Below are 14,934 nucleotides of genomic sequence, written 5' to 3'. Positions count from 1 at the left end.
AGTGACCGTCACCACATTCCGGTAGATTGGACGCCTGTTCACATCACTCCCGGAGGACCGAATGTGGGAGACCCTGACGGCGTCCTGGGCGTCGCTGCTCGAGCCCCTGCACGACCCCGTCGCGTTGGCCATCCCGGCGTTCCTGCTCTTCCTCGCCCTCGAATGGGCCGCCGCCCGCACGCTCGAGCACGTCGAACCCGGCGACGACGGGCACACCCGTCCGCCGCGCGGCGGCTACGAGGCCATCGACGCGCGCACGAGCATCTCCATGGGATTGGTCTCCATCGGCACCAGCGCCGCCTGGAAGGTGCTGGCCCTCGTCGGCTACTCGGCGATCTGGGTGTACCTCGCACCGTGGCACCTACCGGCGGACGCCTGGTACACGTGGGCGATCCTGATCCTCGGCATCGACCTGCTCTACTACTGGTACCACCGGACAGCGCACCGGGTGCGGCTCGTGTGGGCCACCCACCAGGCACACCACTCGAGCGAGTACTTCAACTTCGCCACGGCCCTGCGCCAGAAATGGAACAACAGCGGCGAGATCCTCATGTGGCTGCCGCTGCCCTTCCTCGGCATCCCGCCGTGGATGGTGTTCGTCGGATTCTCCGTCTCGCTCGTGTACCAGTTCTTCGTGCACACCGAGCGGGTGGGCACGCTGCCCCGGCCCGTCGAGTTCGTGTTCAACACCCCGTCACACCATCGTGTGCACCACGGGTGCGACCCCGAATACCTCGACCGCAACTACGGCGGCATCCTGATCCTGTGGGACCGCCTGTTCGGTACCTTCCGCCGCGAGACCCACCGCCCCACGTACGGACTCACCAAGCCCGTCGGCACCTACAACATCTGGCGGCTGCAGACGCACGAGTACCAGGCCATCGCCCGCGACTGGCGGGCCGCCACGAGGTGGCGCGACAAGCTCGGCTATACGTTCGGCCCGCCCGGCTGGGCGCCGCAGCGACCGACCACCGTCGCGAGTGCGCAGTTGTCGTCACGACACGCCGGGTGAAGCGACCGGAACTGCGCATTCGACGAACGAAAACGGCCCCGATCCGGTCAACCGGATCGGGGCCGTTCTTGGCGGTGGCGGAGGGATTTGAACCCTCGGACGGGGGTTACCCGTCACACGCTTTCGAGGCGTGCTCCTTAGGCCGCTCGGACACGCCACCGCCCACGACTTTACCGGATTCGGTCCCGGAGTTGAAATCCGCAGGTCACCGGCGTTCGGCGAGACGCTGGGCCCGGAAGAAGTCCTCGAGCACCGCCGCGCATTCGTCCTCGAGCACGCCGCCGCGCACCTGTGGGCGGTGGGTGAGCCGACGATCACGCACCACGTCCCACAGCGACCCGACCGCACCCGTCTTCGGCTCCCATGCCCCGAATACCACGCGGTGCACCCTGGCCAGCACCAGCGCGCCCGCACACATCGTGCACGGCTCCAGCGTCACGGCCAGCGTCGTGCCCTCGAGCCGCCAGCCGTCGCCGTGCACGTTCGCGGCTGCGCGCAGCGCCAGCACCTCCGCATGAGCCGTCGGATCGCCCGTGGCCTCCCGCGAATTCGCCGCACGGGCCAGCTCGGTCCCGTCCGCGTCGAACAGCACCGCACCCACCGGCACGTCGCCGGCCGGCGCCGCGGCGGCCGCTTCCAGCGCGGCCCGGATCATCGCCTCGTCGTCGCGCAGGCCCATCTAGGGGCGCAGCTTGTCCAGCGTCGTGGCGAGGACGTCGTCGAATCCCAGCCGCTGGGCGATCTCCTCGATCTGCTCGTCCGGATACAGATCGGACTCGGCGGCGATCACCGCCAGCACCGGCTCCGGCAATCCCAAGTCCGCGAGAATCCCCAGATCGCCCTCCTCCCACGGCTCGATGTCGTCGAGCTCGTCGGGGTCGATATCCGGGATTTCGATGTTCAACGCGTCGAGCACGTCGGCGGCGATGTCGTAGTCGATGGCCATGGTCGCGTCGGACAGCAGCAGACGCGTGCCCGACGGGGCGGGCCGGACGATGACGAAGAACTCGTCGTCCACGTTGAGCAACCCGAAGATCGCGCCGGTGCTGCGCAGCTCGCGCAGCTCCCGGTCGGCCACCTCGAGGCTCGTCAACACCGCCGCCGACAGTGTCTTGCACTTCCAGCGACCGTCCTCCCGCGTCACGGCGACCCCGAACCCGTCGAGGTCCTCAGTCGAACTCACGGAAGGGCTCTTGTTCCCCGCACGCTGCGCAGCCATGGGCGCAACGGTAGTCGGCGCAGTCCCGTGAATGAAGTCCAGCGGGCGATGTGCCAACCTGTTCGGGTGCCCACCTCCGCGTCCACCCCGCCCGTGTGTGTGCTCGGCCTCGGCCTGATCGGCGGATCGTTGCTGCGTGCGGCCGTCGCCGCGGGTCGCGAGGCCTGGGGATACAACCGGTCGGCGGAGCCCGTCGAGGCCGCGCGGGCCGACGGATTCGACGCCTCCACCGACCTGCCGGCCACGCTGCGGCGCGCCGCGGAATCCGACGCCCTCGTCGTCGTCGCCGTGCCCGTGCCCGCGGTGGACGCGGTGCTCGCCGCCGTCGCCGAGCACGCCCCGCACGCCGCGCTGACCGACGTGGTCAGCGTCAAGTCGCAGGTCGCCGCCGCTGTCGCCGCCCACGGGCTGTCCGCCCGCTTCGTCGGCGGCCATCCCATGGCCGGCACCGCCGAGTCCGGCTGGTCGGCGGGATTCGCGGAACTGTTCCGCGACGCGGTGTGGGTGGTCACCGTGGACGACGGCACCGACCCCGTGGTGTGGACGCAGGTCGCCGATCTCGCCCTCGACTGCGGTTCCGTCGTCGTGCCCGCCGAATCGGGTGAGCACGACGCCGCGGTCGCCCGCGTCTCGCACCTGCCGCACCTGCTCGCCGAGGCACTGGCGCTGTCCGGGGCCGCCGGAGGCGACCTGGCGCTGGGCCTGGCCGCCGGCTCGTTCCGCGACGGCACCCGCGTCGCCGGGACGGCACCCGCGCTGGTCGACGCGATGTGCGAGGGCAACGCCACGGCGCTGCTCACGACCCTCGACGAGACCCTCGAGGTGCTGCGCCTCGCCCGCGAGCGACTCGCCGACGGCAGCACCGCCGAGCTGACCGCCGCCGGTCACGCCGCCCGGCGACGATTCGAGCAGCGCGCACGGCGGCCCGTCACCGGCATCGTCCCCGGCGATGCCGACTGGATCGCCCGGCTGCGCGAGGCCGGCCGCCGCGGCGAGGTGTGGACGCGGTGACACTGCGCGACACCACGGCGGCACTCGCGAAAGGCGAACTGACCGCCACCGGCCACGTCCGGCAGGTTCTGGCCGACCTCGACGCCCTCGACGGCACACCGTGGTCGAACCTCGTGGCCGCTCGCAACGACGCCGCCGCCCTCGAGTCCGCCGCTCGCGCCGACGCCGAACTCGCGGCCGGCAACTGGATCGGCCCGCTGCACGGTGTCGCCGTCGCCGTCAAGGACAACATCGACGTCGCCGGGATGCCGACGCGGTGCGGCAGCAGCGTCCTCGCCGACGCACCGCCGGCCGCACGGGACGCCAGGATCGTCGAGCGGCTCCGCGAGGCCGGCGCCGTCGTGGTGGCCAAGACGCACCTGCACGAGTTCGCGTACGGGCCGAGTGGCCTGGTCAACGCGTCCGGACCGGCCCGGCACCCGCACGATCCCACCCGGATCACCGGCGGCTCGTCCTCGGGGTCGGCGGCGCTCGTCGCCAAGGGCATCGTGCCGCTGGCGCTGGGCACCGACACCGGATGCAGTGTGCGGACCCCGGCGGCACTGTGCGGCGTCGTCGGCCTCAAGCCCACCCGCGGCGCGTTGCCGGTCGACGGGGTGTTCCCCCTGTCCACCACCTTCGACCACGTGGGCCTGCTCGCCCGCGACGTCCTCGACGCCGGACTGGCGTGGGGTGCGCTGCCCGGGATCGCACACCTGCGCACGCCCGTCTCGGGTCTGCGGGTCGGGCGGCTGCGCGGCGGCCTCTGGGACGTGCCCGACGCCGCATTCGAGTCCGCGCTCGACGACGCCTGCCGCACGCTCGCCCACCTCGGTGCGGAGGTACGGGACGTGACGCTGCCGGAGACCGACGACCTGCTCGCCGTGTATCCCGTCGTCACCGGCTCGGAGGCGTACGAAACCCATCAGCGCTGGTTCGAGAACGACCCGGACCTCTACCAGCCGGCCACCGCGGCGCTGCTCGCGGCTCAGCGGGACCGTCCGGCGACGGACTACGTGCGGGCCGTGCGAACGGCCGCCCGGCTGCGCCGCGACGTCCTGCGCCGGCTACGCCGCGACGACGGGCTCGACGCCCTGATCACCGTCACCACCCCGCTGCGATCGGCCGCACTCGACAGCGACCCCGCCGCGCTCCGGGGGCCGCTGTTGCAGATGTGCATCCCGTTCAGCGTGCTCGGCGTACCTGCGGTGTCGGTTCCCGCGCCGGGCGGCGGGGACTTTCCCATCGGCGTACAGGTGATCGGATTGACCACCGGGACCGGCGGGCACGGCAGTCACCCCGGAGAGTCCACGGCCCTCGCACTGGCGATGGCAGTGGAGGGCAGCGCCCTCTCCTGAAACAGCGAGGGCAACGCCCTCTCCTGAAACAGCCCGGCCTAGATCCGCCCCGCCAGACCGGGGTAGTCCACGACGAAACCGTCGCCGTCCACCGTCACCGAGGAGCTGGAGACCGGGGACAGGACGTGGATGCCGTCGGCCGCGCTGCTGTAGACGAGGGTGGCCTCCTCGATGCCGAGGTCGAGCAGGTTCACGTAGACGACCGGCACCTCGAGTTCGTCCGCGCCGGACTGCAGCCCGTAGCGGCGGATCGGCAGCGCATTGAAGAACGGGCTGAGGATGACATCGACGTCGAGTGCCCCGCCGAACGCCGAACGCTGGTGCTGGGTGCCGTTGTCGACCATCCAGATGCCCTCCTCGGACCGGCTGATCGACATGTGCCTCTCGCCGGCGGCCACGGTCGTGCGCACCGACAACCGGCGCGTCACACCGTTCTCGTCGGTCACGAGGTCGTACGACGCGCTGAACGCGGGGTGCTCCGCGCACTGCGCGCCGACGATGCGACCCGCCGCCTTGATGCGACTGCCGCTCAGTTGGACACGCACCGACTCCATCCGAGGAACGTCGTACGCCCGCCACGTCAGAATCGCGGGCCAGTTCGATGCTGGGCTCGCCGCAGACCGCGCGGCATCGGGGACTGGGATGCTCACGTGTCTACGTTAAGCGACGAGCCACCCCCAGGGAGCAGGGGTGCCGTGAATCGTGCCCTTCGTGTAGCCGACGACTACGGCGAACGTGGCGATCGTCACACCACGGGCGCGTGTCCGCGGCACCAAGACGCGGTTGCCGGGCGGTGACCACCGGCGTTGTGCAGCGCGTTTGAGCACGCAACCCGCTACCCGCAAGAGACTGGCCTACAGTCGCCTCATGCGTACCGTGTGGACAGTTCCTCAGAACATCGCCCAGATCCTCCTGGAGTCCCCCGAGATCCAGATGTTCCTGACCAGCAACGAGCTGCCCGATACCGCCGCGGACCCTCGTCAGCGCCTCGCCGAGTTCACTCGTGCGCTCGCCGCCCTGGCCCGCCACACCGGACGCGCCTTCGGCTCCGTCGATGCCGCCAACCGCGAACTGTTCGGCGGCTCCGCCGGCACCGTACCGGTCGCCTTGCGCCTCGCCGTCCTGCGCGAGATCGTCACCGACGTCGACGACCGCACCCCCACCCCGGACCCGCTGCCGGCGATGGTCGTCGAACAGCTCGGTGCCTATGTGTACGCCCTCGTCGATCCGCGCGACCACACCGTCCTGCACGTCGGACAGGGCCGCGGAAACCGCCTGTTCGCCTTGACCTGGACGGCACTCGGCGAAAACCACAAGCTCACCGCCGGCGGCGAGGCCCCGCCCGCCCACACCCCCGAAGCCGACGCGGCTGTGCACCGGATCCGTGCCGTCTACGACTCCGGCTACTCCGTGGGCCACTACGTCGTGGCCGACCGGGTGGCCCCGGCGGTCGACGCCGACCACGCCGCCGGCTTCACCGCGCAGGCCCTGGTCTCGGTGCTGGGGCTGCTCGAACCGCACGACGGCGAACTCGTGCTGACCAACCTCGTCGGCGCGACCGAGGAATCCGACCGGGTGGCCCACCCCATCGAGGAGCTGATACGTCAGTACTCCGCGGAGGCCGCGCCCGAGCTGCCCACCCCGTGCGTCGTGCTGCGGATCACGGATGCGAAATCGGCTTCCCCCGAACAGGTCCGAGGACTCGCCGACCGTCCGTGGCCGGCCGGAGCCGCGGCACGCCGGGTCGACGGACTGCCCATCCTGGTGGTGGCGGACAACATCGTGCGCGGCGCCTACCGGGCCACCGGCTGGGAAGCGGCATCCCGCACCGAGGACAACGGCGGCACCATCCTCTACCGCTTCCTCGGCGACGCCGATCCCGAACTCGAGAAGCTCTTCGTCGACACCCGTCTGACGCCGGATCGGCTGGGACTCAAGCGCTGGCCGTCCCACGGCTGGGCGCCGCGGCTCACGCGGGCCCTGCCCCACCGGCCGAGGCCCTGACACTGCGGAACGGTTGACACTGCGGGGCGGTCCGGGCCGTGCCACCACGGCCCGGGCTTCCCTACTGTCGGTTGAGCCGGCTCACCTGCCGCTCGGGGTGAGAATGGGCTCGTGCAGGTCGTAGTAGTGCACGTCGCCGAGCAGGCGCATCTCCTCCTCCAGAAGCGGCCGCAGATCGTCGGGAATCTCCATCCGTTCGTGGGCCCGTGCCTCCTCCTCGGACGAGAAGTACACCGTCTCGACGTACCCGTCGTCACCGTAGGTGGCGAGCGTGCCGCCGATGATCTCGGGCCGCAGCTCATGCACCCGGTCCTGACCCTCGGCGAGCAGACTCTTCATCCGCCCGAGATCGGGGCAGTGCCCCTCCATGACCTGTACGAATCCTGCAGTGTCCGAGCCACCTTCCATCCACACCTCGACGTCACGGCAGTCGTGGACGGTGATCTCCCCGTCGAAGCACTGCTCGGCCTCGGCCCACCACGCGCCCTGCTCCGGACGTTCGCTGTTGCGGCGGGCCGCCTCCTCCGACTCGAACCGCGCCACCGACACGAAGGTGCCGTCGTCGCTGAATCCCGACGTGCTACCCAGATAGCCCACTGCGCCCGGGCGCAGCTCGTCCGTCCACCGCTGCAGGCAGGCCTTCAGTCCCTGCTCGTCGCGAACCGTCCCCTGCCAGACCTGAATGAACATCACTATCGCCTCCACGTGCGGGACAAGCCCGCACCCAACGGCTTCCGTGGCCGACCCGTCGCCGTCCACCGTCGGCGTCACCCGACGGCCGGCAATCGCGACCACCGTAGATTCAATGATTCGCCTGTGCCGGAGCACGGACAAGAGGGAGCCGGACCGGAACATGCGGAAATGCCGGAAGCCCCCCAACGAGGTTGGGGGGCTTCCGGTAACGGGTGTTCGGCGGTGTCCTACTCTCCCACACCCTGTCGGGTGCAGTACCATCGGCGCTGGAGGGCTTAGCTTCCGGGTTCGGAATGGGACCGGGCGTTTCCCCTCCGCTATGGCCGCCGTAACTCTGTGAAACGACCCACGCACGCTGTTCGCGTGGGTCGGGGGCCGCAGGCCCACCCATTCTTTGGGGGGCAGCGTTTACTCCGACTCCTCGCGCAGCGAGTGTGAGTGTGTTGTTTCAGATACCGCACAGTGGACGCGTAGCTTCTTTGTGGTAAGTCCTCGGCCTATTAGTACCGGTCACCTGCATGCGTTACCGCACTTCCAGTTCCGGCCTATCAACCCGGTGGTCTGCCGGGGGCCTTACCCCCTCGAGGGGGTGAGAAACCTCATCTTGGAACAGGCTTCCCGCTTAGATGCTTTCAGCGGTTATCCCTTCCGAACGTAGCCAACCAGCCGTGCCCCTGGCGGGACAACTGGCACACCAGAGGTTCGTCCGTCCCGGTCCTCTCGTACTAGGGACAGCCTTCCTCAAGTTTCTAACGCGCGCGGCGGATAGAGACCGAACTGTCTCACGACGTTCTAAACCCAGCTCGCGTGCCGCTTTAATGGGCGAACAGCCCAACCCTTGGGACCTACTCCAGCCCCAGGATGCGACGAGCCGACATCGAGGTGCCAAACCATCCCGTCGATATGGACTCTTGGGGAAGATCAGCCTGTTATCCCCGGGGTACCTTTTATCCGTTGAGCGACACCGCTTCCACATGCCGGTGCCGGATCACTAGTCCCGACTTTCGTCCCTGCTCGACCTGTCGGTCTCACAGTCAAGCTCCCTTGTGCACTTGCACTCGACACCTGATTGCCAACCAGGCTGAGGGAACCTTTGGGCGCCTCCGTTACATTTTGGGAGGCAACCGCCCCAGTTAAACTACCCACCAGGCACTGTCCCTGAACCCGATCAGGGTCCGAGGTTAGAGGTCCAATACGATCAGAGTGGTATTTCAACAACGACTCCACCCACACTGGCGTGCGGGCTTCCCAGTCTCCCACCTATCCTACACAAACCGAACCGAACACCAATACCAAGCTGTAGTGAAGGTCCCGGGGTCTTTTCGTCCTGCCGCGCGTAACGAGCATCTTTACTCGTAGTGCAATTTCGCCGAGTCTGTGGTTGAGACAGCAGAGAAGTCGTTACGCCATTCGTGCAGGTCGGAACTTACCCGACAAGGAATTTCGCTACCTTAGGATGGTTATAGTTACCACCGCCGTTTACTGGGGCTTAAATTCTCAGCTTCGCGGAGTGAACTCCGCTGACCGGTCCTCTTAACCTTCCAGCACCGGGCAGGCGTCAGTCCGTATACCTCGTCTTACGACTTCGCACGGACCTGTGTTTTTAGTAAACAGTCGCTTCTCTCTGGTCTCTGCGACCACCCCCGGCTCACGGAGCAAGTCCGGTCACCGGGACTGGTCCCCCTTCTCCCGAAGTTACGGGGGCATTTTGCCGAGTTCCTTAACCACAGTTCTCTCGATCGCCTCGGTATTCTCTACCTGACCACCTGTGTCGGTTTGGGGTACGGGCCGTGTGAAAGCTCGCTAGAGGCTTTTCTCGGCAGCATAGGATCATGGAATTCGCCTCATTCGGCTACGCATCACCTCTCAGGCTGTGTGCGACACGGATTTGCCTGTGCCGCGCCCTACGGGCTTACACCGGTACAACCACTGACCGGCCCCACTACCTTCCTGCGTCACCCCATCGCTTGGCTACTACCACCGAAGGTCCCGTGCAGCAGGCTCTCGGCTCCCGAAGGAACTCGATCACCCTTTGGACGGTTAGTACCGATGATTCACCAGGGGCGCGTTCACACGGGTACGGGAATATCAACCCGTTGTCCATCGACTACGCCTGTCGGCCTCGCCTTAGGTCCCGACTCACCCTGGGCGGATTAACCTGGCCCAGGAACCCTTGGTCATTCGGCGGACGAGTTTCTCACTCGTCTTTCGCTACTCATGCCTGCATTCTCACTCGCGCAGCCTCCACACCTGGATCACTCCGGCGCTTCCCCGGCTGCACGACGCTCCCCTACCCACCCGCACCACTGCCGGACGATCCGTGGACCCTCCGGGGTGTTGTGCGAGTGCCGCGGCTTCGGCGGTGTACTTGAGCCCCGCTACATTGTCGGCGCAGAACCACTTGACCAGTGAGCTATTACGCACTCTTTCAAGGGTGGCTGCTTCTAAGCCAACCTCCTGGTTGTCTCAGCGATCCCACATCCTTTTCCACTTAGTACACGCTTAGGGGCCTTAGCCGGCGATCTGGGCTGTTTCCCTCTCGACTACGAAGCTTATCCCCCGCAGTCTCACTGCCGCGCTCTCACTCACCGGCATTCGGAGTTTGGCTGATTTCGGTAAGCTTGTGGGCCCCCTAGACCATCCAGTAGCTCTACCTCCGGTGAGAAACACGCGACGCTGCACCTAAATGCATTTCGGGGAGAACCAGCTATCACGGAGTTTGATTGGCCTTTCACCCCTACCCACAGCTCATCCCCTCAGTTTTCAACCTAAGTGGGTTCGGGCCTCCACGACGTCTTACCGTCGCTTCACCCTGGCCATGGGTAGATCACTCCGCTTCGGGTCTAGAACATGCCACTACAGACGCCCTGTTCGGACTCGCTTTCGCTACGACTACCCCACACGGGTTAACCTCGCGACATGCCACTAACTCGCAGGCTCATTCTTCAAAAGGCACGCCGTCACCCCCAGCAGACCAAACTGCTCGAAGGCTCCGACGGATTGTAAGCGCACGGTTTCAGGTACTATTTCACTCCCCTCCCGGGGTACTTTTCACCTTTCCCTCACGGTACTAGTCCGCTATCGGTCACCAGGGAGTATTCAGGCTTATCGGGTGGTCCCGACGGATTCACAGCAGATTTCACGGGCCCGCTGCTACTCGGGTATTCGAATCGACAGTCACCGCGTTTTCGTCTACGGGATTCTCACCCTCTACGACAGGCCGTTCCAGACCATTTCGACTAACACAGGCGATTTCTCACTGTCGGCCGGCGCGGCAGCACCGACACATCGAACCCCACAACCCCGAACACACAACCCCTGCCGGGTATCACATGTATCCGGTTTAGCCTCTTCCGTTTTCGCTCGCCACTACTCACGGAATCACATGTTGTTTTCTCTTCCTGTGGGTACTGAGATGTTTCACTTCCCCACGTTCCCTCCACACGCCCTATATATTCAGGCGCGGGTAACACGACATCACTCGTGCTGGGTTTCCCCATTCGGAAATCCTCGGATCACAGCTCGGTTGACAGCTCCCCGAGGCATATCGCAGCCTCCCACGTCCTTCATCGGCTCCTGGTGCCAAGGCATCCACCGTACGCTCATAAACACTTACAACAAAGATGCTCGCGTCCACTGTGCAGTTCTCAAACAACACACAACAACCGGTACCGGAAGAAGAAACAACCCCTTCGTTCCCGATCATCGTCGCTGACAAAACACTCGCGTGTTCTCTCAGGACCCAACAGTGCACCGATATAACCACCGCAGAAGGACACTCGGGTCCTTCCCGCGCGGTGATGACTGTCAGCGTTCCACCCATGAGCACCACCGGATTACGTGTGAATCCGAAATGGCTCTGCCCGCGGCGGAGTCACCTGTGTGACCCACCGACGGGAGTTGCTCCTTAGAAAGGAGGTGATCCAGCCGCACCTTCCGGTACGGCTACCTTGTTACGACTTCGTCCCAATCGCCGATCCCACCTTCGACGGCTCCCTCCCACGAGGGGTTAGGCCACCGGCTTCGGGTGTTACCGACTTTCATGACGTGACGGGCGGTGTGTACAAGGCCCGGGAACGTATTCACCGCAGCGTTGCTGATCTGCGATTACTAGCGACTCCGACTTCACGGGGTCGAGTTGCAGACCCCGATCCGAACTGAGACCGGCTTTAAGGGATTCGCTCCACCTCGCGGTATCGCAGCCCTCTGTACCGGCCATTGTAGCATGTGTGAAGCCCTGGACATAAGGGGCATGATGACTTGACGTCGTCCCCACCTTCCTCCGAGTTGACCCCGGCAGTCTCCTGCGAGTCCCCAACCGAATTGCTGGCAACACAGGACAAGGGTTGCGCTCGTTGCGGGACTTAACCCAACATCTCACGACACGAGCTGACGACAGCCATGCACCACCTGTACACCGACCACAAGGGAAACCCCATCTCTGGGGCGGTCCGGTGTATGTCAAACCCAGGTAAGGTTCTTCGCGTTGCATCGAATTAATCCACATGCTCCGCCGCTTGTGCGGGCCCCCGTCAATTCCTTTGAGTTTTAGCCTTGCGGCCGTACTCCCCAGGCGGGGCGCTTAATGCGTTAGCTACGGCACGGATCCCGTGGAAGGAAACCCACACCTAGCGCCCACCGTTTACGGCGTGGACTACCAGGGTATCTAATCCTGTTCGCTACCCACGCTTTCGCTCCTCAGCGTCAGTTACTGCCCAGAGACCCGCCTTCGCCACCGGTGTTCCTCCTGATATCTGCGCATTTCACCGCTACACCAGGAATTCCAGTCTCCCCTGCAGTACTCAAGTCTGCCCGTATCGCCTGCAAGCCCGCAGTTGAGCTGCGGGTTTTCACAGACGACGCGACAAACCGCCTACGAGCTCTTTACGCCCAGTAATTCCGGACAACGCTCGCACCCTACGTATTACCGCGGCTGCTGGCACGTAGTTGGCCGGTGCTTCTTCTGTACCTACCGTCACTCGCGCTTCGTCGGTACTGAAAGAGGTTTACAACCCGAAGGCCGTCATCCCTCACGCGGCGTCGCTGCATCAGGCTTGCGCCCATTGTGCAATATTCCCCACTGCTGCCTCCCGTAGGAGTCTGGGCCGTGTCTCAGTCCCAGTGTGGCCGGTCGCCCTCTCAGGCCGGCTACCCGTCGTCGCCTTGGTGGGCCGTTACCCCACCAACAAGCTGATAGGCCGCGGGCCCATCCTGCACCGGAAAACCTTTCCACCCCGGAACATGCATCCCGAGGTCCTATCCGGTATTAGACCCAGTTTCCCAGGCTTATCCCGAAGTGCAGGGCAGATCACCCACGTGTTACTCACCCGTTCGCCACTAATCCACCCAGCAAGCTGGGCTTCATCGTTCGACTTGCATGTGTTAAGCACGCCGCCAGCGTTCGTCCTGAGCCAGGATCAAACTCTCCGTTGAAGACTCACAATCAAACCCCGAAGGGCCGATCAGTCATAGACATCGAGCCAAATCACCAGCAAAAAACTCAAACCAGCAAAAAACACTGACCACCACAGACGGAAGAATGCGGCAGCCAGCAACGATCATCTCACGACACCTCATCGGCTTGACACCATGGTCGGCGTCTGATCTGATCGCACCAAACAAAATATTTGGCACTGACATTCATCGGCACACTGTTGAGTTCTCAAAGAACACGCGCACACCATCGCTCCGCACTTTTCAGTGCTTCACTCCGGGGCAACCGTTCCAGCCTAACATCGGGGGCTTTCGGAATCAAAATCCGCGGCCGATCCGATCTCAGGAGCGATTGGAAACCCTACCAGAAGGTTTTCAATCGGGTTAATCAGGCGCCTGCGTCCAACCTCGTTTTCCCGAGCCCCTGCGGGCCGGGTCGGTGTCCGTGTCGCTCTGACCTGGAATAAGTTACGTGATCCTTCGACCCCGCGCCAAATCGCCAGGTCAGGACGGGTGTTTGCCCGCGAGGACAGCTGTTTCCGCGACGCGGAACCATCCCCTGTGCCACTGCGTCTCACCTTCCGAGGCGTCCGCCTCGTGGCAGTCCCCGCGCGGACCGTAGCCGGCGTGCGCACTGCGTGGCACCGTCGTTGTCGTTCCGCGGCGCGCGTCCCCGATCACGTCAGGCATAGGAGACCCATGAGTGGCTTTCCCGCAGAGATCGTCCCGCCGGGCCGGGCGGACGGACCCGGCTCGGGGTCCCCCGCGGCAGCGACGTGCGCGGCGGCCTGCCAGGACTACCTCGCCGCGCTCGACGAGCTCCTCCTCGGCATCGGCGACCGCGAGGCCGGCGACTGTGCGGGTGACGTCGCACCGAGCGTGGCCCGCCGGATCGAGGCCGTGGTCCGGATGAAGGCCGTCTTCGAGTCGATCGCGTCCCCCGAGGCACACGTCTCGCTCTTTCGGCGGACGTGATCATTGCATCTCGCGTCGCGGCACGGGCCGCCCGAATTCTCGAGTAACGTGCTCCGTGAGCAAAGCGAGAAAGGGTGCCGTGACGTCGACCGGGAACATGGTGGGTTTGTTCGCCGGTATCGGCGGACTCGAGCTCGGCCTGGCCGAGCACGGCTGGCGCACCGAACTACTCTGCGAGATCGACGCCGGAGCCCAGGCCGTGCTCCGCGCCCGCTTCGCCGATGTACCTCTGCACACCGACGTCACCCGCCTCCGTTCCCTGCCCCAGGCAACCGAGGTCGTCACCGCGGGCTTTCCGTGCCAGGACCTGTCGCAGGCCGGCAGGACCGCCGGCATCACCGGCTCCCGGTCGGGCCTCGTCGACGAGGTGTTCCGGTTGGTGCGGCGCAAGCAGGGCCCGCGATGGCTGCTCATCGAGAACGTCCCCTTCATGCTGCAACTCGGACGCGGCGCCGCGATGCGTCACATCACCGATGCGCTCGAGGATCTCGGGTACGCGTGGGCGTACCGGGTCGTCGATGCCCGCGCGTTCGGACTCCCACAGCGCCGGCAGCGGGTGCTCATGCTCGCCTCGCGCACCGACGATCCCCGGACGGTGTTGTTCGGCGAGGACGCCGGCGCCCCCGCGGAAGGCGATCCCGGCACCCACCCGTGCGGGTTCTACTGGACCGAAGGCGTGCGTGGTCTCGGCTGGGCGGTCAACGCCGTGCCCACGCTCAAGGGCGGCTCCACGGTGGGCATCGCGAGTCCGCCGGCAGTGCGGCTGCCGTCGGGCGAGATCGTCACTCCCGGTCTGATCGACGCCGAACGGCTGCAGGGCTTCGACCCCGACTGGACCGCACCCGCCATCCAGGCGCCCGGTGTGCGGACCGGGCATCGGTGGCGACTCGTCGGCAACGCAGTGAGCGTGCGCATGGCCGCGTGGGTCGGTGGACGGCTCGGGCGGCCGATCGATTACTCACCCGACCACGAGACCCCGCTGCGGCCCGGCGACCCCTGGCCGAGTGCCGCCTGGGGCGCGCGGCGGCGGGCTTTCCGGGTGCACGAGTCGCACTGGCCGGTGCAGGAACCGTACGAGGATCTCGCCGGATTCCTGGAGGACGCGCGCCTGCTGTCGGCGCGGGCCACCGCCGGTTTCCTGCGGCGGGCCCGGTCCGGGAACCTGAGATTCGTGCCCGGCTTCCTCGACGACGTCGAATCCCACCTGGACCGCATGGGCGGCTTCCCCGAGGCCGCGGCCTGAGGACGGA

The 14,934-nt window shown here is 66.0% G+C and carries 10 protein-coding genes, 1 tRNA gene and 3 rRNA genes; 6 read left to right on the top strand and 8 right to left on the bottom strand.

From position 1 onward, the window contains the following. Positions 1 to 61 precede the first annotated feature (61 nt). Positions 62 to 1,012, top strand: a complete 951-nt coding sequence (locus KZJ41_RS01785) for a sterol desaturase family protein (protein ID WP_231772125.1) — start codon at positions 62 to 64, stop codon at positions 1,010 to 1,012. A gap of 69 nt (positions 1,013 to 1,081) precedes the next feature. Here KZJ41_RS01785 and KZJ41_RS01780 read toward each other — a convergent pair. From KZJ41_RS01780 to KZJ41_RS01770, 3 genes are all read right to left on the bottom strand, one after another. Further along, positions 1,082 to 1,172, bottom strand: a tRNA-Ser gene (locus tag KZJ41_RS01780). A 45-nt stretch (positions 1,173 to 1,217) separates the two neighbouring features. Next, positions 1,218 to 1,691, bottom strand: a complete 474-nt coding sequence (locus tag KZJ41_RS01775) for a nucleoside deaminase (protein WP_251550047.1) — start codon at positions 1,689 to 1,691, stop codon at positions 1,218 to 1,220. Beyond that, the gene (locus KZJ41_RS01770; protein ID WP_044476378.1) at positions 1,692 to 2,231 is read right to left on the bottom strand and encodes a tRNA adenosine deaminase-associated protein; all 540 of its coding nucleotides are present in this window, start codon (positions 2,229 to 2,231) and stop codon (positions 1,692 to 1,694) included. 48 nt (positions 2,232 to 2,279) lie between these two features. Here KZJ41_RS01770 and KZJ41_RS01765 point away from each other — a divergent pair, with 48 nt between their 5' ends. Beyond that, a complete protein-coding gene (locus tag KZJ41_RS01765; RefSeq protein ID WP_044476377.1) occupies positions 2,280 to 3,242 on the top strand; it encodes a prephenate dehydrogenase in 963 nt (320 codons plus the stop codon). Beyond that, a complete protein-coding gene (locus KZJ41_RS01760) occupies positions 3,230 to 4,579 on the top strand; it encodes an amidase (protein ID WP_203329670.1) in 1,350 nt (449 codons plus the stop codon). Before KZJ41_RS01765 ends, KZJ41_RS01760 begins: the two co-directional genes overlap by 13 nt. Before the next feature lie 38 nt (positions 4,580 to 4,617). Here the strand turns inward: KZJ41_RS01760 and KZJ41_RS01755 are convergent, their stop codons facing one another. Continuing rightward, positions 4,618 to 5,223 carry a putative glycolipid-binding domain-containing protein gene (locus KZJ41_RS01755; RefSeq protein ID WP_080688625.1) on the bottom strand — a complete coding sequence of 202 codons (606 nt, stop codon included), beginning with the start codon at positions 5,221 to 5,223 and terminating at the stop codon, positions 4,618 to 4,620. 223 nt (positions 5,224 to 5,446) lie between these two features. Here KZJ41_RS01755 and KZJ41_RS01750 point away from each other — a divergent pair, with 223 nt between their 5' ends. Further along, a complete protein-coding gene (locus KZJ41_RS01750) occupies positions 5,447 to 6,583 on the top strand; it encodes a GIY-YIG nuclease family protein (RefSeq protein WP_006944466.1) in 1,137 nt (378 codons plus the stop codon). Positions 6,584 to 6,664: 81 nt separating this feature from the next. Here the strand turns inward: KZJ41_RS01750 and KZJ41_RS01745 are convergent, their stop codons facing one another. The 4 genes from KZJ41_RS01745 to KZJ41_RS01730 form a co-directional block, all read right to left on the bottom strand. Next, entirely contained in the window at positions 6,665 to 7,273 is a 609-nt protein-coding gene (locus KZJ41_RS01745; RefSeq protein ID WP_029547057.1) for a hypothetical protein, read from the bottom strand. 217 nt (positions 7,274 to 7,490) lie between these two features. Beyond that, positions 7,491 to 7,607, bottom strand: a 5S ribosomal RNA gene (gene rrf / locus KZJ41_RS01740). Between the two features lie 149 nt (positions 7,608 to 7,756). Then, a 23S ribosomal RNA gene (locus tag KZJ41_RS01735) occupies positions 7,757 to 10,894 on the bottom strand. A 293-nt stretch (positions 10,895 to 11,187) separates the two neighbouring features. After that, positions 11,188 to 12,709 (bottom strand): 16S ribosomal RNA (locus tag KZJ41_RS01730). The 16S, 23S and 5S rRNA genes sit together here, the layout of an rRNA operon. Positions 12,710 to 13,408: 699 nt before the next feature. On the opposite strand from KZJ41_RS01730, the gene KZJ41_RS01725 reads away from it, so the two are divergent. Then, on the top strand, positions 13,409 to 13,684 hold the full coding sequence (locus KZJ41_RS01725; RefSeq protein WP_029547056.1) for a hypothetical protein: 276 nt from the start codon (positions 13,409 to 13,411) through the stop codon (positions 13,682 to 13,684). 97 nt (positions 13,685 to 13,781) lie between these two features. Next, the gene (locus KZJ41_RS01720; RefSeq protein ID WP_043796739.1) at positions 13,782 to 14,927 is read left to right on the top strand and encodes a DNA cytosine methyltransferase; all 1,146 of its coding nucleotides are present in this window, start codon (positions 13,782 to 13,784) and stop codon (positions 14,925 to 14,927) included. Positions 14,928 to 14,934 lie beyond the last annotated feature (7 nt).

The sequence above is a fragment of the Rhodococcus sp. 11-3 genome (assembly GCF_023704055.1).
GTDB lineage: Bacteria > Actinomycetota > Actinomycetes > Mycobacteriales > Mycobacteriaceae > Rhodococcus > Rhodococcus aetherivorans.
This window is presented reverse-complemented; position numbering and strand designations above follow the sequence as displayed.

What these genes read in the sequence shown, in the direction of transcription:
- KZJ41_RS01785 (WP_231772125.1), top strand. Translation starts at nt 62, where the DNA reads ATGTGGGAGACCCTGACGGCGTCCTGGGCGTCGCTGCTCGAGCCCCTG.
- KZJ41_RS01775 (WP_251550047.1), bottom strand. Translation starts at nt 1,691, where the DNA reads ATGGGCCTGCGCGACGACGAGGCGATGATCCGGGCCGCGCTGGAAGCG.
- KZJ41_RS01770 (WP_044476378.1), bottom strand. Translation starts at nt 2,231, where the DNA reads ATGGCTGCGCAGCGTGCGGGGAACAAGAGCCCTTCCGTGAGTTCGACT.
- KZJ41_RS01765 (WP_044476377.1), top strand. Translation starts at nt 2,280, where the DNA reads ATGTGCCAACCTGTTCGGGTGCCCACCTCCGCGTCCACCCCGCCCGTG.
- KZJ41_RS01750 (WP_006944466.1), top strand. Translation starts at nt 5,447, where the DNA reads ATGCGTACCGTGTGGACAGTTCCTCAGAACATCGCCCAGATCCTCCTG.
- KZJ41_RS01745 (WP_029547057.1), bottom strand. Translation starts at nt 7,273, where the DNA reads ATGTTCATTCAGGTCTGGCAGGGGACGGTTCGCGACGAGCAGGGACTG.
- KZJ41_RS01725 (WP_029547056.1), top strand. Translation starts at nt 13,409, where the DNA reads ATGAGTGGCTTTCCCGCAGAGATCGTCCCGCCGGGCCGGGCGGACGGA.
- KZJ41_RS01720 (WP_043796739.1), top strand. Translation starts at nt 13,782, where the DNA reads ATGGTGGGTTTGTTCGCCGGTATCGGCGGACTCGAGCTCGGCCTGGCC.